This window comes from Sciscionella sediminilitoris, from assembly GCF_000737195.2.
Taxonomy (GTDB): domain Bacteria; phylum Actinomycetota; class Actinomycetes; order Mycobacteriales; family Pseudonocardiaceae; genus Sciscionella; species Sciscionella sediminilitoris.
Genome location: NZ_JALM01000025.1, coordinates 1 through 23134, shown reverse-complemented (window position 1 = coordinate 23134; position 23134 = coordinate 1). Strand labels below are relative to the sequence as shown.

The following is a 23134-nucleotide window of genomic DNA, read 5'->3' as shown; positions in this document are numbered from 1 at the left end:
CCGATGACAGGGAAGGTCGCGGCCGCGCAGGGGCACTTTCGGTGTTCGTTTGTACCCGCTTCTGCGTCCCAGCAGCGGGAAACCTTGCCTTCCGCCGACCCATGTTCCTGGGCAGGCGAGGTCGGTCGACGAGGCGCCGTCCAGCGCCCTTGCCTCCTGGCCTCCTGCGACCAGCTACGTGGAAGACGTCCGGTCTCCGACGAGCGGATCGACGAGTTGGCCTGCGTCGTCGAGCGGCCCCTGTGCGATCCGGCTCGCCTTCGCGGGGCCGCCGAACCACTCGTGACCTGTGACAACGTGAAGCGCACGCAGCACATCGTCGGGTCGTACGGTCGGTGTCATCTGCCGTACCACCACCTCGAGTATCCCATATCCGGGCGTCTTCGGGACCCCCTCGCCCGGAGGTTGTTTCGCCACATGCCCGCTCACCTGCGGGAACGACTCCGACACAGGTTCGACCTTGATCGAAACACAAGCCTGGCGGACATCGATGTCCTTGAGCCCGCTCTTGGTGCGGCGTTGCACGATCACCTCCTCGGTGTCGAGCAGCGCGGCGACCGCGTCCTCGAGCGAGGCGCCATCGGGAACGGGAAGGGTGATCCGCCATCGACTGGCTCGCATCCGGTCCGCGAGTGCGCCCTCACCCGCGGTGACCACCTGGAGCACCGGCACGTCCGCGGGCAGCGCGGAACCGAGGCGTTCGGCGACCGAATCGGGATCGACCGATTCGGTGAGGCCGATCTCCACGTATTCGGCCTCGCTCGCGGTCCCGGTGGGCGCGGCGCCGATCCAGGACAGCTTCGGGTGCGGGCTGAAGCCCTGCGAATAGGCGACCGGCAGCTCCGCCTTGCGCACCGCACGCTCGAACAGGCGCGCGAGATCGCGGTGCGAGGCGAACCGCAGTTTGCCGCGCTTGGCGTAGCGGAGCCACAGTTTGCACGCCGTAGGCGCGGACGGATTGGGGCGATCGTCGGCCACGAGGGTTCCTTAGACGGGGGTGATGGGCAGCAGGGTGCGGCCGGTCGGCCCCATCTCGATCTCGGTGCCCATGCTCGGGCAGACACCGCAGTCGAAGCACGGGGTCCACCGGCAGTCGTCCTGCTCCTGCTCGTCGAGGGCATCGCACCAGTCGTCCCAGAGCCACTGCTTGTCCAGGCCCGAGTCGAGGTGGTCCCAGGGCAGGACCTCGTCCTCGGCGCGCTCCCTCGTGGTGAAGAAGGCCACGTCGACGCCGTGCGGGCGCAGCGCCTCGTCCCCGCAGCGCATCCAGCGTTCATAGGAGAAGTACTCGTGCCAGCCGTCGAACCGGCCGCCCTCACGCCACACCGCCTCGATCACCGCGCCGACCCTGCGGTCCCCGCGGGAGAGCAGTCCTTCGATCAGTGAGGGCTTGCCGTCGTGGTAGCGCATGCCGATGCTGCGGCCGAGCGAGCGGTCCGCGTTGACCTCGGTGCGCAGCTTCTTCAGCCGCGCGTCCACGGTGTCCGGATCGCACTGCGCGGCCCACTGGAAGGGGGTGTGCGGTTTGGGCACGAACCCGCCGATCGAGATGGTGCACCGGATGTCCTTGCGCCCGGCCGCCTCCCGGCCGGCCCGGATCACATTGCGCGCCATCTCGGCGATCTGCAGTACATCCTCGTCGGTCTCGGTGGGCAGCCCGCACATGAAGTACAGCTTGACCTGCCGCCAGCCCTGGGCGTACGCGGCGGAGACGGTCCGGATCAGGTCCTCCTCGGAGACCGTCTTGTTGATCACCTTCCGGATGCGTTCGCTGCCGCCCTCCGGGGCGAAGGTGAGCCCGGATCGGCGGCCGTTGCGGGTCAGCTCGTTGGCCAGGTCGATGTTGAAGGCGTCCACCCTGGTCGAGGGCAGGGATAGCCCGGTGTTCGTGCCCTCGTAGCGGTCCGCGAGCTGCTTGGCGAGGTCCCCGATCTCGGAGTGATCCGCCGAGGACAGCGAGAGCAGCCCGACCTCTTCGAACCCGCTGTGCTTGAGCCCGGTGTCCACCATCTCCCCGATGCCCTGCAGCGAGCGCTCGCGCACCGGCCGGGTGATCATCCCCGCCTGGCAGAACCGGCAACCACGGGTGCAGCCGCGGAAGATCTCCACGCTCATCCGTTCGTGCACCGATTCGGCGAGCGGGACCAGCGGTTTGCGCGGGTACGGCCACTGGTCCAGGTCCATGGTGGTCCGCTTGCTCACCTGCTCCGGGGCGGCGGCGCGGTTCGGTGTGGTGCCGGTGAGCCGACCGGTCTCGGCGTCGTAGCTCGCGTCGTAGAACCGGGGCACGTACACGTTCCCGGTCGCGGCGAAGCGTTCGAGCAGCGCATCGCGGCCCTCGTGCTTGTGTTCGCGCACGATCGCGGTGAGTTCGATGACCGCTTCCTCACCGTCGCCGAGCACGACCGCGTCCACGAAGTCGGCGATCGGTTCCGGGTTGAACGCGGCATGCCCGCCCGCGATCACCAGCGGATGCGAGTCGTCACGGTCACCGGCGTGCAGCGGGATCCCGGCCAGGTCCAGCGCGGTGAGCAGATTGGTGTAGCCGAGCTCGGTGGCGAAGGAGACACCGAGCATGTCGAAGGCCCCGACCGGGCGGTGCGCGTCCACCGTGAACTGCGGGACCCCGTGTTCGCGCATCAGCTCCTCGAGGTCCGGCCACACCGCGTAGGTGCGCTCGGCGAGCACATCCGGGATCTCGTTGAGGATTTCGTACAGGATCATGACGCCCTGGTTGGGCAGGCCCACCTCGTACGCGTCCGGGTACATCAGGGCCCAGCGCACGGTCGTGGAGTCCCACTCCTTCACCGTCGCGCCGAGCTCGCTGCCGATGTACTGCACGGGCTTCGAAACGCGGGGCAGCAGCTCCTCGAGCGCTGGGTATACCGATGACACACTCACACCGACAAGGGTAAACGGGACGGGTAATCTGCCCGGTATGGGCAACCGGGCGATCGTGCGCGCGCTACTCGGCGCGCTGCTCGCGCTCGGTCTGGTCGGGATGCACGCGGTCACCGCGGTCGCGGCCCCGGAGCCGAGCCACCACGCGATGGTGCAGCACGAGGGGCCGGTGCTGACCGCACCCGCCGAACACGGTGGTGAGCACGGCGCGAGCCATTCCTTTCAGCACCTGTGCCTCATGGTGCTCACCTTCCTCGGGCTCGTGCTGCTGTTCGTGCTGTCCGGCACCGTCCGGCCCGGCACGCTGAGCCCCGCGCGCGGGAGCCCGCACCGCACCGCTGCCCCGGATCGCCCGCCGAGACCCGCGGGCCGCTCGCTGCTGAACCTGGTCTGTATCTCGCGGACGTGAGAGGCCGCGGTGCTTATCAGGCACCGCCGTATGCCGTTCGGAACGTCCAGCGATAGCTACTGACCAGGAGGAATCACCATGCGCATTCGCGCGCTCACCGTCGCCGCTCTCGGCGCCGTGCTCACCCTGTCCGCGTGCGGCGGCACACCGGAGCACAACGAGGCGGATGTCATGTTCGCCAGCCAGATGATCCCGCACCACAAACAGGCCGTGAGCATGGCCGACATGGTCCCGGCACACACCGGGGACCCGAAGCTGCGCTCATTGGCCGAGCAGATCAAGAAGGCCCAGCAGCCCGAGATCGACAAGATGACCGGCTGGCTCGATTCCTGGGGCGCCGAGGACAAGGCGAAGGAGCACTCGGGCCACGCCATGACCGGGATGATGAGCGAGCAGGACATGTCCAAGCTCGGCACCGTGAACGGGAAGCCCTTCGACACGATGTGGCTGAACATGATGATCAAGCACCATCAGGGCGCGGTCGACATGTCCAACACCGAGCTCAAGGACGGTTCCGCCGCGGAGGCCAAGCAGCTCGCCCGGGACATCATCGGCGCTCAGCGCAAGGAGATCGACACGATGCGCGGCATGCTCGGCTGAGCAGGGCACCGGGGCCGGTCGGCGACCGGCCCCGGTTCACCACGGGACGCCTGCTCCGAAGCGGTCCAGATACGCCAGACCGGGTTGCCCCAGCCGGGAGAGCAGCACATCCACCATGAGCGGGGTGCTCTCCTCGATGGTGAACGGCGCGTCCGGCCCGCCGAGGGCGGTGCGGATCCAGCCGGGCGCCAGGAGCACGAACGCGCGCCCGGTACCGGACTGCCGGATGGCGAAGCCGCGCATGAACATGTTCAGGGCTGCCTTGCTGCCCCGGTAGAGCTCGCGCGACCCGGCCACGTTGTTCGTGATGCTGCCCTGCCCGGAGGACATCGCCCCGATGAGCCCGGTCGCGGACACCAGGTCTTCGAGGGCCTCGATGACCCGCATCGGGCTGAGCGCATTGGTGACCATGACCTCGACGAACTCGTCCGTGGAAACCGCGCCGATCGGGGTCTGCTCGTTGTTCGTGGTCCCCGCGTTCACGAACAACAGGTCCAGTTCCCGGTGCGCGAGCCGGTCGTGTAGCGGGGGCAGCTGATCGGGTTCGTTGATGTCCAGCTGCTCGATCCGGATGCGCCCCGCGGAGCGCTCGGCCAGTTCGTGCAGCGGGGTCCGCGCTTCCGGATCCCGGACGGTACCGATGACGTGCCATCCCCGGTCGCGGAGTTCGGCCGCCATCGCGTGCCCGAGTCCGCGCGAGGCGCCGATGATCAGCGCGGCCGGGGTGTGTCCTGTCGTTTCGGTCAATGGAGGAGTCCCTTCGCATTCCGGTGTTGCCCTTCGAGTTTTCCCACCGCGCGGTCTTCGGTGCGGGTTTCCGGCCCGGATTCGTAGGATCACGACCATGTCCGGTCCCGTGCTGCGTGAATCCGTCGCTGTACAGCCCGAGGATGTGCGTCTCATTCGCGCGCTGCAGATCGCGCCGCGCGCCTCGTTCGCCACGATCGCGCACGCGCTCGGCCATTCCGAGGCCGCGGTTCGCCGTCGCTATCGCAGGTTGTGCGCCGAAGGCGTGCTCCGCGTGGCCGGTGTGGTCAACCCGGGGGCGTCCGGACAGAGCCGCTGGCTGGTGCGGGTGCGCTGCCGTCCGGGCAGTGCCGCGGCGATCGCCGAGGCACTCGCGAAGCGCGCGGATGTCAGCTGGGTTGCCCTTGCCGCCGCGGGTTCGGAGATCACCTGCGCGGTCCGGCCCCGGAGCGCCGAACAGCGGGAGAACCTGCTCGGGCAACGGCTTCCGCGCACCGCCGCGGTACTGGACGTCAACGCCTCCGTGATGCTGCGCCAGTTCCTCGGCGGCCGGGCGCACTACTGGGCGGCGCTGCGCGGAACGCTGAGCCCGGAAGAGGAATCGGCACTGGGCGGGGCGGACACGCCGTTCCCGGAATCCCCGGTGGTCGCCGCCGATCCGGTGCGGCTCACCGAGGCGGACGAGCAGATGCTGGACCTGCTCGCCGCGGACGGCCGGGCCAGCCTGGTCGAACTGGCCGCGGCCGCCGACCTCACCCCTGGACGGGCCGGGCGCAGGCTGCAGACCCTGCTGCGGCACCGGGTCGTGCACGTGGATGTGGAGATCGCTCCCGCGGCGCTCGGCTATCACGCGCGGGCGAACCTGTGGCTGCGCGTGCATCCCTCGGCGATCAAGAGCGTCGGCCGGACCCTCGCCGAGGAACCCGGGATCGCGTTCGCTGCGGCCATTTCCGGGCCGTACAACCTGAACGCCGTCGCGCACTGCCGGGATCTGGACGAACTGTTCGAGTTCAGCACCGAACGCATCGGCGCGCTTTCCGGGGTGCAGAGCATGGAGCTCTCCCCGGTGCATCGGCAGGTCAAGCAGTCGGGAACGCTGGTGTACGGGGACCGGCTGGGGCCGCGCCCGGATCAGGATGCGTCGAGCGATTCCAGTTCGACCGAGCCCCCAGGGCGCACCCGGCGCGCCCGCCGATAGCCGTAGCCCGCGTACACGGCGAGCCCGAGCAGCAGCCAGCCACCGAGCCGCGCCCAGGTCTCCCAGTGCAGATAGGACATCAGCCAGATGGAGAACCCGATGCTGCACAGTGGCACGACGGGCATCCCCGGACAGCGGAAGCCGCGCCGCAGCCCGGGTTTGCGGTAGCGCAGCAGCAGAACGGCCCCGGAGACCAGGACGAAGGCGAGCAGCACGCCGATATTGGTGAGCTCGGCGACGGTGTTGATCGGGAAGAGCCCGGCCAGCGCGGCGGCGATGATCCCGATCCCCCAGGTGGCCCGGTGCGGGATCCGGCGTTTGGGATGCAGCGCGGCGAAGGTCGCGGGCATGAGCCCGTCACGGCCGAGCGCGTACCAGATGCGCGCGGCGCCCATCATGAACGAGAAGGTCACCGTGACGATGCCGATGATCGCGCCGAGGGCGACGATATTGGCCACCCCGGCGAAGCCGACACTGCGCAGCGCGCTGGAGAACCCGCTTTTCGGGTCGAGCCGGGAGTAGTGCTGCATCCCGGTGAGCACGATGCAGGCGAGCACGTAGAGCACCATGGACACGCCCAGCGAGATCAGCATCGCCTTGGGCAGATGGCGGCGCGCGGAAACGCTTTCCTCGGCGGCCGAGGAGAGCGCGTCGTAGCCGAAAACCGCGAAGAACACGGTGGACGCGCCGGTGAGCGCCCCGGTGACGCCGAACGGGGCGAAGGGATGCAGGTTGGCCGGATCGAGCCGGGTGAACCCGAGCACGATGACCACCAGCACGATCAGGATCTTGATGATCGTCAGCACCGTCTCCACCCGCGCCGAGGTGCGCGTTCCCCTGGTGAGCAGCCAGGCGACCGCGAGGCAGATGAGCATCGCGATCAGGTCCACCCGGTGCCCCGCCCCGGTCCCCGGCGCGCCGAGCGCCCACTGCGGCAGGTGCACGCCGAGCCCGTCGAGCAGGAAACCGACGTACCCGGACATGCCGATCGCGACGACCGCCACGATCGCGGTGTACTCCAGCAACAGGTCCCAGCCCACGATCCAGCCGACGAGCTCACCGAGCACGGCCGCGCAGTAGGTGTAGGAGGAACCGGCCCGCGGCACCATGCCCGCGAACTCGGCGTAGGCGAACGCGGCGAACAGCGAGGCGAGCCCGGCGACGAGGAAGGAGACGAGCACGGCGGGCCCCGCGGTGTCCCTGGCCACGGAGGCTGCGAGGCTGAAGATTCCAGCGCCGATGATCGCGCCGATCCCGATCATGGTCAGCTGGGTGAGCCCGAGCGTGCGCACCATTCGCGAACCGCCGGGCGGTTCGGCGGGCAGCGTTCGCCGCAGCACGCCACCGGGGCCGGTACCGAACAGGGTGGACAGCCGCGATACCGCCATTGGCACGCTCCGATCCGAGGTGAGCGAGGTCGCCGATCACCTTGGAACACGCCGGGCCCGCGGGGAAGGGGAAGCAGACCGAGACCCGCGCGCCCTCAGCGCGAGGTGCGCTGTGGGTACCCGGTCAGATCGATGGTGAACCACACCTCGTCGCGATAGTCCTCGTCGCCGAGGTGCACCGCGCCAGGCCAGCGGCCGCGTTCGGTCCAGCCGTGCTCGGTGTAGAAGCGCTCCAGCCCGTCCCCGGAGCGCACCCCGAGGGACACGGTGCGCAGCCCGATCTCCCCGGCGTGCGTCACCGCGGCGTTCAGCAGCGCACCGCCGACGCCGAGGCCCTGCGCCGCGGGGCTGACCATGAGCCTGCGCACCTCGCCGCGGTGCTGGACCGCGGGCACATCGGCGGGGACCAGGAACACCACACCGAGCAGCCGCTCCTGCTCATGCGCGGTGAACAGCAGTTCCTGTCCCTCGGCGACCGCGGCGAGCACCGCATCGGTGGCCGAGCGGATCAGTTCCGGATCATCGGCAGCGGTGAATCCGACCGCTCCCCCGGACTCGGTGACCTCGGTCCAGAGCGCGGTGAGCCGCTCGGCGAAGCCATCGCCGAGGGTCCGCGCGAGCTCGACCCGTGTCATGACACCACTATGGCAGGTCCTTGGTGAACCACACCTCGTCACGGTATCCGCCGTCAGCGAACCGCACCGCGCGTGGCCAGCGACCGCGCTCGGTGAAGCCGTGCGCGCGGTAGAACCCACCGAGGCCGGTGCCCGAACGGGTGCGCAGGAACACCGCCTCGACACCGTCCTTCGCCAGCGCGGCGAGGCCGTGTTCGAGCAGGCGGGTGCCCCAGCCGGTCCCCTGCAGCCCGGGGTGCACGCCGAGCCATTCGAGCTCGGCGGTGTGCCTGCGCACTGGCCGGTGACCGCGGCGGAAGTGCGCGAACCCGCGGACCCCGGACTCGTCGAAGACCACGAACAGGTAGTGATCCGGCGAGCCGAGACCGTCCACGACCGCGCGCGCCGCCCCGCGGACGGCCGCCTCCGGATCACCCCGGTCGAAGCCGAGCGCACCACCGGCCTCGGTGATGCGTACCCACAGCCCGGACAGCTCATCGAGCAGCCCGTCCGAGCCCGCGGTGATCCGGATCGGCCCGCGCACGGAGGTCAGCCCAGCTCGGGGAACCACAACTTGATCTCGCGCGCGGCCGATTCCGGGGAGTCCGAGCCGTGCACCAGGTTGTACTGGGTCTCCAGGCCGTAGTCGCCGCGCAGGCTGCCCGGGGCCGCCTTCTCCACCGGGTCGGTGCCGCCGGCGATCTGGCGGAAAGCCGGGATGGCGCGGGTGCCCTCCACGACGATCGCCACGACCGGGCCGGAGGTGATGAACTCGAGCAGATCGCCGAAGAACGGCTTGTCCTTGTGCTCGGCGTAGTGCTCCTCGGCCACCGAGCGCTCGACGTCACGGAGTTCGAGCGCGGCCAGCCGCAGGCCCTTGCGCTCGATCCTGCTGATCACTTCGCCGACCAGGCCGCGCTCCACGCCGTCCGGCTTGACGAGGACAAGGGTGCGCTCACTCACGATTGATTACTCCTTCGATTAAGAATTACCCGCGCACAACCGTAACGGGTGGTCAGCCACCGTCTTTCGCCAGGCAGGCCAGTTGCCCCGAGGACGGGGAACGGTAATACCAGACATCGGCCTCCGGCAGATCGGTGCACGCCGATGCGGGGGTGGCCGTGGACGCCATGCGCACCACCCGGGAGGCGTCCCGATCGGTGCCGCAGTCCACCCGGTGCGCGCCCTTGCCGGTACCGAGCACCACGCAGTCCCCGGTGTGCAGCAGCAGCGAGACGCAGTACACCGCGTCCGCCGAGTCGTCCCGCTGCACCGCGCCCCAGCGGGCGAAGTCCGCGACCGCCGCGCAGTCCTGCGGGGTGCGCCCGACCGCGTTGATCACGAACACCGACTCGTCCCCGGTGCAGGAGGCGGGGCGCAGCGATCCCGGGTGATCCGAGTAGAAGCAGGAACCGACCGCGAACGGGGTGCCACCGGCCCCGCTCGGCAGGGCGTGCCCGGCGACCTCCGCACTGTTGCCCATGCCGATGGAGAGCAGGCCGAACAGGGCACCGACGGCCAGTGCGAGCACCAGGCCGAGGGCGAGCAGCACCCTGCTGCGCACCTGGGCATGCCTGACGGCCCCCGTGTACCGGCTGCGCGGGGCCAGATCGGCGCTGGCATTGCCTCCGATGCCGGCAGGCATGGCTGACGTTGTCCTCCTCCCGCTGGGCTTTCGACGTTGCAGCGCCGCTGCGCTGTCGTCGTCCGCCTTGCATCTCATCCGATCTGATCCCCGCTCGCGCGGAAGAGGACCGTCAGACATGCCCTAAGACCCCTGCCCGTCGCCCGGTTGCTGACTCGGCAGGGTGCCCTGCCGGTATCGGCGGAGCACATCCGCGCGCAGCCGCAGCATGATCACCCAGATGATCAGGAACAGCACCCCGATGACCGCGAGCGCGCCGAGCACCAGCCCGCACAGGGCCACCACGACCTGCAGGCCGAGCCCGGCGATCGGGCTCCAGGAGAAACCGAGCAGCCCGCACAGCGCGAGCAGGGCGACCACGAGACCGAGCACCACCCAGCCCGCGCCGCTGGCGAACCCGCCGCCGAGCTTCGCGGCCACCGGGAGCGCGAGCGCGATCACGATCGCCTCCATGACCAGCGCACCGGCCATGACGCCACGGAAGGACCGCGCCGGATCCTTGGCCTGGGGCTGCTGGTCCTGCGCCTGGCCTGGTTGCGGTTTCTCTGGCTGCGAGCCGTCCGAGGTCATGCCGGATCCTTCCCGAACAGCGCGCGTGCCTCACCCGCGGTCACCACCGAGCCGGTCACCAGCACTCCGGCGCCGGACCACTGTTCGTCGGCCTCGTCCTCGGTGAGCGCGACGGCGCGCTCCACCGCGTCGTCGAGCCGCCCGACGACCTCGACCCGTTCATCGCCGAAGATCGCCTCGGCACGGTCGGCGAGTTCGTGTGCGGGCAGCGCGCGCGGGGAGGAGTTCGTGGTGAGCACGATCGAGGACAGCACCGGTTCGAGCGCGGTGAGGATGCCGGTCGCGTCCTTGTCCCCGAGTACCCCGACCACCCCGACCAGTTTGCGGAAGGCGAACTCGGACTCGATGGCCGAGGCGAGCGCGGCCGCGCCGTGCGGATTGTGCGCCGCGTCGGTGAGCACCGTCGGCGCCGAGCGCAGCCGTTCGAGCCTGCCGGGGACCCGCACGTTCTCGAATCCCTCGCGCACCCGGTCCATGTCGAGCCGGTGAGTCTTGCCCGCGCCGAAGAACGCCTCCACGGTCGCGAGCGCGAGCGCGGCGTTCGCGGCCTGGTGCGCGCCGTGCAGCGGGAGGAAGATCTCCTCGTACTCGCCGCCGAGCCCCTGCAGCAGCAAGCGCTGTCCGCCGATGGCCACATCCCGTTGCAGCACACCGAATTCCGATCCCTGGCGGGCGACGGTGGCATCCATCTCGGCCACCTTCTCCAGGATCGCGCGCGCCGCCTCCGGTTCCTGCTCGGCGAGGATGACGGTGGCGCCTTCCTTGATGATGCCCGCCTTTTCCGCGGCGATCCCGGCCAGATCACTGCCGAGGTATTCGACGTGGTCGATGCCGACCGGGGTGATCGTGGCGACCTGACCGTCGGCGATGTTCGTGGAGTCCAGCCTGCCGCCGAGTCCGACCTCGACGATCCCGGCCTCGATGGGGGCATCGGCGAACGCGGCGTAGGCCATCGCGGTGAGCACTTCGAACTTGGAGAGCGGCACCTCGGCGCTTTTGTCCACAATGGACAGATAGGGCTCGATCTCCCGGTAGGTCTCGATATAGCGTTTCGCCTCGATGGGCGCGTTGTCGATGGAGATGCGCTCGGTGACCGACTGCAGGTGCGGACTGGTGAACCGGCCGGTGCGCAGTCCGATCGTGGACATCAGCGAGTCGATCATCCGCACGACCGAGGTCTTGCCGTTGGTCCCCGCGACGTGCAGCACCGGATAGCTGCGCTGCGGCTGGCCGAGGATGTCGGCGAGCGCGGCGATCCGCGCCAGTGACGGGTCGATCTTCGACTCGGGCCAGCGGGTGTTGAGCTCGGCTTCGATCACGCGCAGCTCGTCCAGCACGGCCGGGTCCTCGCGCGGCACCTCGACTCCTACTCCTCGCACCGTTTCCTACCTCGCCCGAGTCTACGCACCGCACCGGATCACCACCCGCTTGGGCGTCGCGGCCACCGGCGGGCCGGAGCACTATGTTGTGCATGCTTCGAACACGCGTCATCACGCTGTGCAGTCTGCTCGGCGTGCTGCTGCTCGGGCTCGCCACATCCGCGAGCGCCCTGCCGAGCCCCCGCTACCAGCACTACGTCGCCCTCGGTGACTCGTACACCGCGGGCCCGCTGATCCCCATGCAGCGGCTGAGCCCGCTCGGCTGCTTCCGGTCCACGAACAACTACCCCTCGCTGCTGGCCGGCAAACTCGGTGTGGATGACTTCACCGATGTCAGCTGTTCCGCGGCGACCACGGAGCACATGACAGCCGAACAGAAGGTGTTCGCGGGCACGAACGCCCCGCAGCTGGACGCGCTGTCCGGCGACACCGATCTGGTCACCCTCGGCATCGGCGGCAACGACTTCAGCGTGTTCGGCACCGTCACCGGCGAATGCCCGAAACTGCGCGAGAACGACCCGAAGGGCGCACCCTGCCAGGCGAAGTACGCGGACACCTTCGCCAAGGCCTACCCGGAGATCAGCAAGCGCATCACGACCGTGCTCAGCGGCATCCACCAGCGCGCCCCGAAGGCGAAGGTGCTCGTGCTCGGTTACCCGGACATCGTGCCCGCCACCGGGACCTGCCCGGACCGGCTCCCGCTCGCTGACGGGGACTACCCCTTCGGCCGCTCGGTCGAGATCTCGCTCAACGACGCGATTCGCGCGGCGACCGAACAGGACGGGAACGCCTCCTATGTGGACACGTTCACCCCGACCGAGGGCCACGATGTCTGCGCGAAGCAGCCGTGGATCAACGGCAAGACCCTCAACCCGTTCGCCGCGATGTCCTATCACCCGTTCCGCGAGGCGATGGTCGCCGAGGCAGGGCTGGCCTACCGGCTGCTCGGCGGGGACACACGCGCGGTACTGAACACGCCGTACCCGGTGCACGGCCCGGTCGCGAACGAGCACCAGCTGCGTTCGGCCACGGCGCGTTAACCGTCCAGGTGTTCCCGTAGCGCGGGCAGGAATCGCCGGTCAGTGGCCAGCCAGCCGAGCTCGCCCAGCTCCGGTGCGCGCACCCAGCGCACGCCGAGGTGTTCGGTGGCGACCGGTTCGGCGGCCGGATCGGCGAGCCGCGCGGTCCACAGGTGCAGCACCAGCCCCTCGCGCAGCGCCACCGCGGGTCCGATCCGCGCGCCGGGCAGCACCTCGACGGCCAGTTCCTCGCGGCATTCCCGGCGCACCGCGCCCGCCTCGGTCTCCCCTGGTTCCACCCGCCCACCGGGGAACTCCCAGCCGCCCGCGTCCTCGGGCGGATAGGCACGCTGCTGGGCGAGCACCGAATCCGCGCGCAGCAGCGCGGTCGCGACCACGATCACGGGCGGGACGCTACCGTGCCGCGGGCCAGCGCACGTCGAAACGGGCCCCGCCCTCCGGGGAGTCGGTGACCCGCACACTGCCGCGCCGGGCCCGCACCAGCTCGGCCACCAGCGCGAGGCCGAGGCCGCTTCCCCCCGAATCGCGCGCCCGGTCGTCGGCGAGCCGGTAGAACCGGTCGAACACCTTGGCGCGGTGTTCGGCCGCGATCCCCGGTCCGTCGTCGTCCACCAGCAGCCGCACCGAGCGACCGCTGGGCAGCACGCTGACCCGGATGTGCGCGTGCGCGTACCGGCGCGCGTTGCGCAGCAGGTTGTCCAGCACCACCTTCACCTCGGGCGCGGCCGCGAGCACGCTGCACTCCCCCGCGGGCGCCTCGAACCACACCGGGGTCCCCGCGCCGAGGCGTTCGATGGCCGCGTGCACCGCGAACGCGAGGTCCACCGCCTGCGCCTGCGCGATCCGCCCGGCGTCCGAGCGGGCGAGCACCAGCAGGTCCTCGACAAGGGTGGACAACCGCTGTGCCTCGGCCTCGATCTCGGCGAGCACCTCCTGGGCGTCCTCCGGATCCGGATGCAGCACCGCGACCTCGGCCTGCGCGCGGATCGCGGTGACCGGGGAACGCAGCTCGTGCGCCGCGTCCCCGGTGAACCGCTGCAGTCGCGCGGTGGCCTCGTCGCGGCGCTGCAGCAGCCCGTTGAGCGCGGCGGTGAGTTCGTGCAGTTCGTCGTGCGCGACGGGTTCGGGGAGCCGTTGCCCGGTCGGCAGTTCCCGCGCCGCGGCCCGCATCTTGCGGATCGGGCGCAGCACGAAGCGGATCGCCAGCCAGCACAGCACGCCCACCCCGGCGGCACCGAGCACCGCACCACCGATCATCCACTGCCGCGCGGTGTGCACCAGGTAGCCATAGCCGGTCAGCGGGACCGCGGCGGTGACGAGGCGCTGCGCCCCGTCCGGAGCGGTGACCACGCCGCCGAGCCAGCGCAGCATCGGCTCGCCGTTCTCGTTGACCGGCTCACCGGCCTTGAGCGCGTCCAGCTCGTGCCGGTCGAGCGTGGTGCGCGCGCCGCCGTCGACCGGATCGCCCGCGGTGTCCAGTACCCGCACCGTGATCCCCGGCGAGGGCGGAGCCACCGCCGAACCGTGCGCGACCGCGGACCGCGCGGCGTTCAGCCGCGGGGCGATGGCCTCGTCGGCAGCGCTGATCGAAAGCGTTCCGAGCAGGTTCCCGGACAACAGCACGAGTACCAGCAACAGCGCGAGCGAGCCGAACGCGACGACCAGGCTCACCCGGAAGGCGAGCGAACGGCGCAGCCACCACCCCTTCACGGTGCGGCGACCAGGTAGCCGTGTCCGCGCACCGTGCGCAGCAGTTCACCCGCCCCCGCAGCCTCGAGCTTCTTGCGCAGGTAGCCGACGTAGACCTCGACCGCGTTGCGGGTGGCCGCCTGCTCGTCCCCCCAGGCGGCGCGCAGCAGCTCGTCCTTGCTCACCGAGGAACCCGGGCGGCTCGCGAGCGCTTCGAGCACCGCGAACTCCCGCGGGGAAAGCGGCAGCGGTTCGCCGGAGAACCGGGCCTCCCGGGCACCGCGGTCCACCTCGAGCTCGCCGACCCGCAGCACGCCCGCTCCCTCGTCGGCCCCGCGCCGCAGCAGGGCCTTCACCTGGGCGGCGAGCACCACGAAGGAGAAGGGTTTCACCACGTATCCGTCCGCGCCGAGATCGAGCCCGTCGGCCTGGTCGTAGTCCCCGTCCTTGGCGGAGACCAGCAGCACCGGGGTGCGCACCCCGTCCGCGCGCAACCGTTCGAGCACCCGGTAGCCGGAGAGCCCGGGCAGCATGATGTCCAGCAGGATCACCGAGAAACTCCCGGTCCCGGCCAGTTCGAGGGCACTGGGTCCGTCGGCGGCGGTGACCACATCCATCCCCTCCGCGGTCAGCCCGCGCTGCAGCGCCCTGCGCACACCCAATTCGTCGTCGACCACCAGCACTCTCGGTTTCACGGGCTCAGCATGCCTTGTCCCGGGCCCCGCTGCCGGATGCTCTCAGTGCGGTCTCAGTTTCCGGGGTGCATGCTCAGTGGTGTGGACGGGGAGAACCGAAGGAGAAACCGCATGAAGACCAAGAAGGTGACCACCGGCATCGCGGTCGTCGGCGTGCTCGCGGGCGCGGCAGGGCTGGCGATCGTCACGGTCCCCGCGGGCGCCGATCCCGCCCCGCAGCTGCCGAAGGTGAGCCCGGAGTCGCTGGTCAGCTCGGTGCTGCAGGCCAAGCCCGCCCAGTTCGGCGGCACCATGAGCGCCACGAGCAACCTGGGGATCCCGCTACCCGAGCTCAAGCAGGGCACCGACGGCGACTACAGCGCGCAGGTCTACTACGGCGGCGCGGACAAGTTCCGGCTGACCAGCGCGCAGCAGGGCGGTTCGCAGCACACCACGGTCTCGGACGGGTCGACGCTGTGGAACTACGACTCGAAGGGCCGCGAGGTCAGCAAGCTGCCGATGCAGCACGCCAAGGCGCACGAAAAGGCGATGCAGGAGCGCGGCAAGGGCGATCCGGTCGCGATGAGCAAGCAGCTGGTCGGCAAACTGCGCGAGTCCAGTGACCTCACCGTGGACGGCACCGCGCGGGTCGCCGACCGCGATGCCTACGAGCTGGTCCTGACCCCGAAGCCGAGCGAGAAGACCCTGGTCCGTGAGGTCCGGGTGGCCGTGGACGCGCAGACGCGGATGCCGCTGCGATTCGAGGCCTTCGGCAACGGCTCCGCCGATCCGGCACTCGAGTTCGGCTTCACCAAGCTCGATGTCGGCCAGCAGGACCCGGCGCTGTTCTCGTTCACCCCGCCGCAGGGCGCGAAGGTGACCACGGTCGACCCGAGCAAGCACATGGACAAGCTCAAGAAGCAGCCGAAGCAGCAGATGAACACCGTCGGCGAGGGCTGGGACACCGTGCTCACCGGGAAGCTGGACACCAAGAACGCGAAGCTGCCCCAGGGCGAGCAGGGCAAGCAGGAGCCCGGCCAGAGCAACACCCCGGCCGGGATCATGGACCGGTTCGCCAAGCCGGTGCACGGCGCCTACGGCAACGGCCACCTGATCAGCACCTCCATCGGAACCGCGCTGATCACCGACGACGGCCGGTTCGCCGCGGGCCTGGTCCCGCAGCAGGTCCTCGAGCAGGCGCTGGGCACCAAGTGACCACCACGATGCGACCCACTCCGGGCCCGGGGGCGGAAACGCTCCCGGGGCCCGGGGCCGGGCAGGACCAGGAACTCGCCGCCGCGACGCGGGGACTCGGCAAGCGGTTCAAGGGGGTCGACGCGGTCTCCGAGCTCGACCTCGAGGTGCCGCGTGGTTCGGTGCTCGGGCTGCTCGGGCCGAACGGTTCCGGCAAGACCACCACGATCCGGATGCTGCTCGGGCTCACCGCGCCGAGCACCGGAACCGTGGAGCTGCTCGGGGCGCGCATGCCCGACCAGGCACAGCACGTGCTGTCCACGGTCGGCGCACTGGTCGAGGGCCCCGGTTTCCACTCCTTTCTCTCCGGGCGGGACAACCTGCGCCGGTGCGCGGCCGCCGAACCCCGGCTGGCCACCCGGTCGATCAAGGCCGCCGTGGACTCCGCGCTCGAACGCGTCGGGCTCACCGAGGCCGCCGATCGGCGCTACCGCGGCTACTCGCTGGGCATGAAGCAGCGGCTGGGGCTCGCCGCCGCCCTGCTCGTCCCGCGCGAACTGGTGATCCTGGACGAGCCGACGAACGGGCTCGACCCCGCGGGAACCCGTGAGGTGCGCGCGGTGATCGGCGAGCTGCACCGCGAGGGAACCACCGTGATCGTCTCCTCGCATCTGCTCGCCGAGGTGGAGGCGACCTGTACGCACGTGGCCGTGATGAACCGCGGAAGCCTTGTCGCACAAGGACAACTCGACGAACTGCTGGAGGCGGGCAACACCGGACTCGAGGTGCGCACCGAGGAGGCGCCCGCCGCGCTCGAGGCACTCGGCGCGGAGCGGATAGCCGCCCGCGAGGTGGAGGGCGGGGTGCTCGTGGACCTCACCACCGCCCGCCCCGAGCAGGTGCTGCGCGTACTCGTGCGGGCCGAGGTCGCGGTGACCGAGGCACGCAAGCAGCGCACCGGACTCGAGGACCTGTTCGCCCAGCTGACCGAGGAAGGAGCGCAGGCATGACTACAGCCACCCTGGCCGAACCGGCGAGCGGCCTCACCCTGCGTCCCGAAGCCACCCGGGCCCCGCTCGGCCGGTTGATCGGCTCCGAACTGCGCTGGATGCTGTTGCGCCGCAGGACCGTGTTCGCGCTCGGCGGGCTCGCCCTGATCCCCATCATCATCGGGATCGGGCTGTCCGTGGCCACCGGATCCGGCATGCTCGCCGGCGGACTGGACACCCTGCTGCGCGGCAACGGCCTGATCCTGCCGATGCTCACCCTCCTGCTGCTCGCCAACCTGTTCCTGCCGCTGGTCGCCTCGATGTTCGCGGCGGACGCCATCGCGGGCGAGTCCGCGAGCGGAACACTGCGCGGGCTGCTCGTCGCCCCGATCGGGCGGCTGCGCCTGCTCGGCGTCAAGGCCTTCGGGGTCGCGGTCGCCTCCCTGGTCGCGGTGCTCGTCGTCGCGATCACTTCGATCATCATCGGCGAGATCCTGTTCGGTGGCACCGGAATGCTCAGCTTCTCCGGCACCCCGGTCGGGTTCGGCGGCGCGCTGGGACGCATCGGGCTCGCCGTGCTGTGGACCACCGTGCAGCTGTTCGGCATCGGCGCGGTCGCGCTGGCCATCTCCGCGTTCACCGAGCACCCGCTCGTCGTGATGGCCTCGACCCTGGCCGGGGTGATCGTGTTCAGCGTGCTCAACAACATCTCGCAGCTCTCGGCCATCCACCCGCTGCTGATCACCAACGGCACCATGAGCGGGGCGATTCCCGGGCTGCTCGGCGGACCGATGGACCTCGGCCCGTACGGCCAGAGCATGCTGGTGGCCGCCTGTTACACGGTCATCGGGCTCTCGGTCACCGCGATCCGCATGGTCAATCCCCGCTGAGCCACTTCTCCCGAGGCGATCCACGACCGGGGCCCGGTCGCTCACGAACCGAACCGTCCACGCTGAGCGACCGGGCCCATTCCTCGGCTCGTCCAGGCGCTACCGCCTGCCGGGTCTGGCCAGAACGGCGTCGAGTCGTCACCATGGCCGCATGACTGCACTACTGACCGAACAGCAGATATCGGACGCACTCGGCGAACTCCCGGAATGGCACCGCGAGGGCGAGGCCATCACCCGTTCCGCGAAATTGCCCAGCTTCCCGGACGCGATCACCGCCGTGGACCGCATCGCCGAGATCGCCGAGCGCGCCGACCACCATCCCGATATCGACATCCGCTGGCGCACACTCACTTTCACCTGTGCCACCCATTCCGAGGGCGGACTCACCGAGAAGGACACCCGGCTCGCCACCGAGATCGACAAGGTGCTCGCCTCCTTCGGATAAAGCCCGCATGAAGCGCTGATCACAGGCCCGCGCGGGACGCTAACGATCGGCCCGCGCGGGGCGATCTCATGGGTGCGCAGAGAAAATTCGGGGAGTGCACCAATGTTGAACATGTCCACCAGCCAGGTAACCGTCCACAATCACCGGACCGCCACCATCGTCACCGCGGTCCTCGCCCTGCTCGGAATCGTGGCCCTGTTCAGCACCGTGCCCGTCGATTTCGCCGTGTTCATCCTCTTCGCCGCGGGCATCGTGCTCGCCGGTGGCGCCGTGCTGATCTACACCGCCCGCCAGTACCGCCGCTTCGACGACGAGTGAGCGGTTCCGGCGCGCGCGATGAGTTTCCGCCGCGGCACCGGTCCGTACGGTCATGACCCATACGACGACACACATGACCACTTCGCTGGACGGCTTCGCGGCCGGGCCCGAGCAGTCCCGGGAGAACCCACTCGGCCGCGGGGCCATGGCACTGCACCGGTGGCACCTCGACGGTGAATGGCTCGCCGACAACGAGATCGACATCCGCTGGCGCGACTGGCTGCTGCGGCCTCGCGGCGCCTACGTGATGGGCCGGAACATGTTCGGGCCCGTGCGCGGCGGCTGGGAGAACGATCCCGGATGGCGCGGGTGGTGGGGCGAAGAACCGCCGTACCACGCACCCGTCTTCGTGCTCACTCATCACGAACACGAGCCGATCGAGATGGCGGGCGGAACCACCTTCCACTTCGTCACCGGAGGATTCGCCGAAGCGCTGCGGCTCGCCCGCCAAGCCGGAGACGGGGACGTCGACATCGCGGGCGGTGCCTCCACCGTGCGCCAGGCACTCGCCTCCGGTGAACTCGACGAGCTCAGCCTCGACATCGCCCCCGTCCTGCTCGGTCAGGGCGAACGCCTCTTCGACGAAACCACCGCCGCGGCCACCCTCGAACCCATCGAGGCCGAACACACCCCGTTGGCCACCCACATCCGCTACCGCGTGCGCTACTGAGCCGGGGCCCCGCGTGATTTTTCGCGCGGGGCCCGAATTCCCGATCGCTGCTAACTTGAGGCGATGGAGCAGGGACAGCCCAGCAAGACGGCATTGGCGACCGGCTATTGGCGCGCGTATCACCAGGTGCTCGATGAGCCACGGGTGCTGGAGGACCCGCTGGCCCTCCGGATCCTGCGGCTGTCCCCGGACGAGCTGACCGATCAGGACACCGAGCCGTGGAGTCGGTTCGGTGGCACCAGCGGCAGCCAGCTCGGCAGGCGACTGTTCTTCGCCACCCGCAGCCGCTTCGCCGAGGAGGTGATCGGTGAAGCCGTGCGCGCGGGAACCCGGCAGGTGGTATTCCTCGGGGCGGGCCTCGACACGTTCGCCTATCGCAACCCGTTCCCGGAACTGCGGGTGTTCGAGGTCGATCACCCCGCTACTCAGTCGTGGAAACGACAACAGCTCGCCGAAGCGGACATCCCGGTCCCGGATTCGGTGACCTTCGCCCCGGTCGATTTCGAGACCGATTCGCTGTCGGACGGTTTGGCGGCTGCCGGATTCGATCGCGGCGAACCCGCCATCTTCGTCTGGCTCGGCGTCGTCTTCTACCTGACACAGGATGCGTTCCAGGAGACGCTGCGGTACATCACCGGACAACGGGGATCCGTGCGACTGGTCCTCGACTACCTGCCCGCCCCGGCCACCGCGGACGAGCAGGCGGCACTGCGGGACCGTATGGAGCGGCTCATGAACGCGGGCGAACCGTTCCTGAGCATGTTCCCGCCCACCGAAATGGAGCAGCAGCTCAGCTCGGCCGGGTTCACCACCGTCGAGGATCACTCCGCGGCGGCACTGATCGAGCACTATCGCGGTGCGCCCCTGCCCGAAGGCGCGGCCCTCCCGAAACCGGCTTCGCGGCTGCTCCAGGCCGGGCGCTGAGCTGACCGGCAGCCGTTCAGGGGTTCCGGAAGCCGATCCGCGTGGATGACGTGCAGTTCGCTGACCGCGCGGGTCAGGGCGACGTAGAGCCGCTGCAGGCCGCGGGACTCCAGCGCGGCGATGCGGGCAGGTTCAACGACGAGCACGGTGTCGAACTCGAGTCCCTTGGTCAGGGTCACCGGTGCCAGGATGAGGCGCTCGGCTTCGAGGCTGCCTTCATCGGCACCGAGCACGGTGTGTCCGATCCCGTTTCCGGTAAGGGCGCGCTGGAGCTCGGGGACATCCTCGTCCGCGGCGATGAGCCCGATCGAGCCTTCCCCGGACAGGGCGGCAGCGCAGGCGGCGACCGTGGTTCCGATCGTTTCCCCGGGGGCGGTTTCGGTGATGTGCAAGGCATCGGCGGACTGGCGAAACGAGGCCGGGCCACGCAGTTCCGGGGCGATGCGCGGAAGCAGCCGGGCGGCGTAGTCGATGACCTGTGCCGGTACCCGGTAGCCGCGGGTCAGCTCCTCGATCCGGCCCTCCGGCCGATCGAGGTGGGCCAGCACGGTGGCCCAGTCCTCGACCGCGGCCGGGCTGGTGGCCTGGGCCAGGTCGCCGAGCACCGTGCAGGAACCGGTCATACGGCGCGCGATCGCCCGGATCTGCATCGGGCTGAGATCCTGCGCCTCGTCCACGACGATGTGCCCGAGCCTGTCCGGCGTCGCGATCAGCGCCGCGCATTCGTCGAGCAGTGCCAGGTCGAGGCTGCTCCAGGCCATCGCCTTCCGGCTGCGTGGGCGCGGGGTGCGCAGGATGGCATGCTGTTCCTCGGGCGAAAGGATTCCGTCCGCGGCGTGCGCCAGCCGGGCCCGCTCGGTGAGCAACTCGAACACGAGGCGGTCCGGATCGGCCGTCGGCCACATTTGCCGGACCGCGCGGCCGATCGCCGTAGTGCGGCGCAGCTGCGCCGCGGTGGTCGTGATGGTTCCCCCGGCCCGCTCGATCTGGCGCAGCACCAGTTGTGCCAGACGCTGGGCCAGCAGTTCCCGACCTGAGCCGTAGTCGATCTCGCGGCCGCGCACGAGCGCGAGTTGTTCGGCCAGCTCTTCCTCGGACAGCCGCCAGATCCGGTGCCGGTGCTTGAGCTCCAGCGGCTCCGGCGGCGGCTGGATCCGGGACCACAGGTGCCGCCGGATGACCTCGGCCATCCGCGCATCGCCTTTGACCCGCGCCGCCCGCGGATCCTCGACATGCCCGACGGTGTGTCCCGAACCGGCGAGCTCGTCGATCGTGGTCTGGGATACCGCCACCTCACCGAGGGCGGGCAACACATGGCGGATATAGGACAGAAAGGAGCGGTTGGGCCCGATCACCGCGACCCCGCCGTCGGTACGCAACCGTTCCCGCTCGGCGTAGAGCAGATACGCGAGCCGATGCAGGCCCACTGCGGTCTTTCCCGTTCCGGGTGCGCCCTGGATGCACAGGGTGCGCTCCAGCGGGGCACGCACCAGGCTCATCTGTTCGGGTTGGATGGTGGCCACGATGTCGCGCATCGGCCCCTTGCGCGGACGCTCGATCTCGGCGGCCAGCAGACCACTGCCCTCGGGTGCGTCCTGGCGATCGATCGGTTCGTCCTCGTACGCGGTCAGCACACCATGGTGATCGAAGCCGTACCGGCGGCGCACCCGGACTCCCATCGGATCCTGGTGGTCGGCCTCATAGAAGGCGCGGGCCAGCGGGGCACGCCAATCGATGATCAAGGGTTCCCCGCGCACATCCCGGACCCCCTGGCGGCCGATATAGACCCGGTCGCCCTCCGGAGTGCGGGTGTGCGGGCCACCCCCGTCCCGCTCGTAGATCCGTCCCGGCGGGTAGTCGAGGCGGCCGAAGAACAGCGGCACCTCTTCGAGGTCCGAGAGCTCCTCGACCCGCTGCGCGCGGAACTGCCGCAACGCGTGGAAGAAGTACTTGTTCTCCACGGCGTCCCCTGCCTCGCCCGCCCCCGTGGCGAGCGCGGTGCTGATCTCCGCACGCATACGGCTCAGCTCCGCACGGCAAGCGTCCAGGTAATCGCGTTCCGCACGGATCTCCGGCTCGACAGCCTTCTGGTCGGTCTGATGCATGCTCGTGGCTGGCCTCACTCGGCGACATTAAACTTTACCCGGTTAATCATACAACTTGGTTAATTTGCTAACCAGGGCAGGCGTAGCTACGCTGAGGCCATGGCCGAACCAGGACTGCGGGAACGCAAGAAACGCCGCACCCGCGAGACGATCACCGAGGCCGCCTTCACCCTGTTTCAGGAATCCGGGTTCGACAACGTCTCCGTCATCGACATCGCCGCCGCAGCCGAGGTGTCCAAACCCACCCTGTTCGCCTACTTCCCCACCAAGGAAGACCTCGTCCTGCGCCGATTCCTCGACGACGACAGCGGACCGGCGATCATCGTCCGGGACCGTGCAGCAGGCACATCCGCACTGCAGGCCCTGCGAGAAGACTTCCTCCGACGACTCGCCCGCCGCGACACCCTCACCGGACTCGACGACAGCGCGCCCGCCATCACCTTCCACAAGCTGCTGTACTCCACGCCCACCCTGATGGCCCGGCTCACCGGATACATGCTCGACCAAGAACGAAAACTCGCCGAAGAACTGTGCGCCACCGGTGGGGCGAGCGAGAAACTCACCGCCCGGATCCTGGCCGCGCAGATCTTCGGAATCCAGCGCATCCTCTCCGCGCACAACGCCGAGGAAATACGCTCCGGCCGCAGCGCCGAGGACATCTACCCCGCCGCGGTCGCCCAGACCGAGGCCGCCTACGACAGGCTGGAACGCAGCTGTTCCGGTGACTAAGGGGTGTCTCGTAACC

General features: G+C 69.8%; 26 protein-coding genes. 12 read left to right on the top strand and 14 right to left on the bottom strand.

Annotation, left to right across the window (positions count from 1 at the left end):
* Positions 1-174: 174 nt before the first annotated feature.
* Both AD72_RS12815 and AD72_RS12810 read right to left on the bottom strand, forming a co-directional pair.
* Positions 175-978 (bottom strand): TIGR03936 family radical SAM-associated protein, encoded by an 804-nt coding sequence (locus AD72_RS12815; protein WP_031466706.1) that lies wholly within the window; start codon positions 976-978, stop codon positions 175-177.
* 9 nt (positions 979-987) lie between these two features.
* Positions 988-2901: a TIGR03960 family B12-binding radical SAM protein gene (locus AD72_RS12810; RefSeq protein ID WP_031466705.1), complete on the bottom strand. Its 1914-nt coding sequence runs from the start codon at positions 2899-2901 to the stop codon at positions 988-990.
* A 37-nt stretch (positions 2902-2938) separates the two neighbouring features.
* Here AD72_RS12810 and AD72_RS12805 point away from each other — a divergent pair, with 37 nt between their 5' ends.
* Entirely contained in the window at positions 2939-3310 is a 372-nt protein-coding gene (locus AD72_RS12805; protein WP_031466704.1) for a hypothetical protein, read from the top strand.
* A gap of 78 nt (positions 3311-3388) precedes the next feature.
* Entirely contained in the window at positions 3389-3910 is a 522-nt protein-coding gene (locus AD72_RS12800; RefSeq protein WP_037345645.1) for a DUF305 domain-containing protein, read from the top strand.
* 36 nt (positions 3911-3946) lie between these two features.
* Here the strand turns inward: AD72_RS12800 and AD72_RS12795 are convergent, their stop codons facing one another.
* On the bottom strand, positions 3947-4657 hold the full coding sequence (locus AD72_RS12795) for an SDR family NAD(P)-dependent oxidoreductase (protein WP_031466702.1): 711 nt from the start codon (positions 4655-4657) through the stop codon (positions 3947-3949).
* Positions 4658-4754: 97 nt separating this feature from the next.
* Here AD72_RS12795 and AD72_RS12790 point away from each other — a divergent pair, with 97 nt between their 5' ends.
* Entirely contained in the window at positions 4755-5855 is a 1101-nt protein-coding gene (locus tag AD72_RS12790; protein WP_051898555.1) for an Lrp/AsnC family transcriptional regulator, read from the top strand.
* Here the strand turns inward: AD72_RS12790 and AD72_RS12785 are convergent.
* The 7 genes from AD72_RS12785 to folC all read right to left on the bottom strand — a co-directional run bounded on the left by AD72_RS12785 (position 5789) and on the right by folC (position 11430).
* A complete protein-coding gene (locus tag AD72_RS12785; RefSeq protein WP_031466700.1) occupies positions 5789-7243 on the bottom strand; it encodes an amino acid permease in 1455 nt (484 codons plus the stop codon). The genes AD72_RS12790 and AD72_RS12785 overlap by 67 nt on opposite strands.
* Positions 7244-7338: 95 nt before the next feature.
* Positions 7339-7878 (bottom strand): GNAT family N-acetyltransferase, encoded by a 540-nt coding sequence (locus AD72_RS12780; protein WP_037345643.1) that lies wholly within the window; start codon positions 7876-7878, stop codon positions 7339-7341.
* Between the two features lie 7 nt (positions 7879-7885).
* Positions 7886-8401: a GNAT family N-acetyltransferase gene (locus AD72_RS12775; protein WP_051898554.1), complete on the bottom strand. Its 516-nt coding sequence runs from the start codon at positions 8399-8401 to the stop codon at positions 7886-7888.
* A gap of 5 nt (positions 8402-8406) precedes the next feature.
* The gene (gene ndk, locus AD72_RS12770) at positions 8407-8820 is read right to left on the bottom strand and encodes a nucleoside-diphosphate kinase (protein WP_020500733.1); all 414 of its coding nucleotides are present in this window, start codon (positions 8818-8820) and stop codon (positions 8407-8409) included.
* Between the two features lie 52 nt (positions 8821-8872).
* The gene (locus tag AD72_RS12765; protein WP_031466697.1) at positions 8873-9502 is read right to left on the bottom strand and encodes a hypothetical protein; all 630 of its coding nucleotides are present in this window, start codon (positions 9500-9502) and stop codon (positions 8873-8875) included.
* A 123-nt stretch (positions 9503-9625) separates the two neighbouring features.
* Positions 9626-10072 (bottom strand): DUF4233 domain-containing protein, encoded by a 447-nt coding sequence (locus tag AD72_RS12760; protein WP_051898553.1) that lies wholly within the window; start codon positions 10070-10072, stop codon positions 9626-9628.
* Positions 10069-11430 carry a bifunctional tetrahydrofolate synthase/dihydrofolate synthase gene (folC, locus tag AD72_RS12755; protein WP_031466695.1) on the bottom strand — a complete coding sequence of 454 codons (1362 nt, stop codon included), beginning with the start codon at positions 11428-11430 and terminating at the stop codon, positions 10069-10071. Before folC ends, AD72_RS12760 begins: the two co-directional genes overlap by 4 nt.
* A gap of 113 nt (positions 11431-11543) precedes the next feature.
* On the opposite strand from folC, the gene AD72_RS12750 reads away from it, so the two are divergent.
* Positions 11544-12491 (top strand): SGNH/GDSL hydrolase family protein, encoded by a 948-nt coding sequence (locus AD72_RS12750; RefSeq protein WP_425480766.1) that lies wholly within the window; start codon positions 11544-11546, stop codon positions 12489-12491.
* Here the strand turns inward: AD72_RS12750 and AD72_RS12745 are convergent.
* From AD72_RS12745 to AD72_RS12735, 3 genes are read right to left on the bottom strand one after another with little or no spacing between them, the layout of a single operon-like run.
* Complete coding sequence (locus AD72_RS12745) at positions 12488-12874, bottom strand: NUDIX domain-containing protein (protein WP_031466693.1); 387 nt, start codon at positions 12872-12874, stop codon at positions 12488-12490. The two genes, AD72_RS12750 and AD72_RS12745, sit on opposite strands and share 4 nt — an antisense overlap.
* A gap of 10 nt (positions 12875-12884) precedes the next feature.
* Positions 12885-14201, bottom strand: coding sequence for a sensor histidine kinase (locus AD72_RS12740; protein ID WP_031466692.1), 1317 nt, complete (start codon positions 14199-14201; stop codon positions 12885-12887).
* On the bottom strand, positions 14198-14863 hold the full coding sequence (locus AD72_RS12735; RefSeq protein WP_026197816.1) for a response regulator transcription factor: 666 nt from the start codon (positions 14861-14863) through the stop codon (positions 14198-14200). Before AD72_RS12735 ends, AD72_RS12740 begins: the two co-directional genes overlap by 4 nt.
* Positions 14864-14986: 123 nt before the next feature.
* On the opposite strand from AD72_RS12735, the gene AD72_RS12730 reads away from it, so the two are divergent.
* The 7 genes from AD72_RS12730 to AD72_RS12700 all read left to right on the top strand — a co-directional run bounded on the left by AD72_RS12730 (position 14987) and on the right by AD72_RS12700 (position 20284).
* A complete protein-coding gene (locus AD72_RS12730) occupies positions 14987-16069 on the top strand; it encodes a LolA family protein (RefSeq protein ID WP_031466691.1) in 1083 nt (360 codons plus the stop codon).
* Positions 16070-16077: 8 nt separating this feature from the next.
* Positions 16078-17058 (top strand): ABC transporter ATP-binding protein, encoded by a 981-nt coding sequence (locus AD72_RS12725; RefSeq protein ID WP_231644817.1) that lies wholly within the window; start codon positions 16078-16080, stop codon positions 17056-17058.
* A complete protein-coding gene (locus AD72_RS12720; RefSeq protein WP_051898552.1) occupies positions 17055-17927 on the top strand; it encodes an ABC transporter permease in 873 nt (290 codons plus the stop codon). The genes AD72_RS12725 and AD72_RS12720 overlap by 4 nt, the downstream gene beginning before the upstream one ends.
* Before the next feature lie 151 nt (positions 17928-18078).
* Positions 18079-18372, top strand: coding sequence for a 4a-hydroxytetrahydrobiopterin dehydratase (locus AD72_RS12715; RefSeq protein WP_031466688.1), 294 nt, complete (start codon positions 18079-18081; stop codon positions 18370-18372).
* A 102-nt stretch (positions 18373-18474) separates the two neighbouring features.
* Complete coding sequence (locus AD72_RS12710) at positions 18475-18690, top strand: hypothetical protein (RefSeq protein WP_031466687.1); 216 nt, start codon at positions 18475-18477, stop codon at positions 18688-18690.
* Positions 18691-18763: 73 nt separating this feature from the next.
* Complete coding sequence (locus tag AD72_RS12705; RefSeq protein ID WP_197284957.1) at positions 18764-19360, top strand: dihydrofolate reductase family protein; 597 nt, start codon at positions 18764-18766, stop codon at positions 19358-19360.
* 63 nt (positions 19361-19423) lie between these two features.
* Entirely contained in the window at positions 19424-20284 is an 861-nt protein-coding gene (locus tag AD72_RS12700) for a class I SAM-dependent methyltransferase (protein WP_031466685.1), read from the top strand.
* Here AD72_RS12700 and AD72_RS12695 read toward each other — a convergent pair.
* A complete protein-coding gene (locus tag AD72_RS12695) occupies positions 20209-22389 on the bottom strand; it encodes a HelD family protein (RefSeq protein WP_037345636.1) in 2181 nt (726 codons plus the stop codon). The two genes, AD72_RS12700 and AD72_RS12695, sit on opposite strands and share 76 nt — an antisense overlap.
* Positions 22390-22488: 99 nt before the next feature.
* Between AD72_RS12695 and AD72_RS12690 the strand changes: the two genes are divergently transcribed.
* Entirely contained in the window at positions 22489-23118 is a 630-nt protein-coding gene (locus tag AD72_RS12690) for a TetR/AcrR family transcriptional regulator (RefSeq protein WP_031466683.1), read from the top strand.
* The last annotated feature ends 16 nt before the right edge of the window (positions 23119-23134 follow it).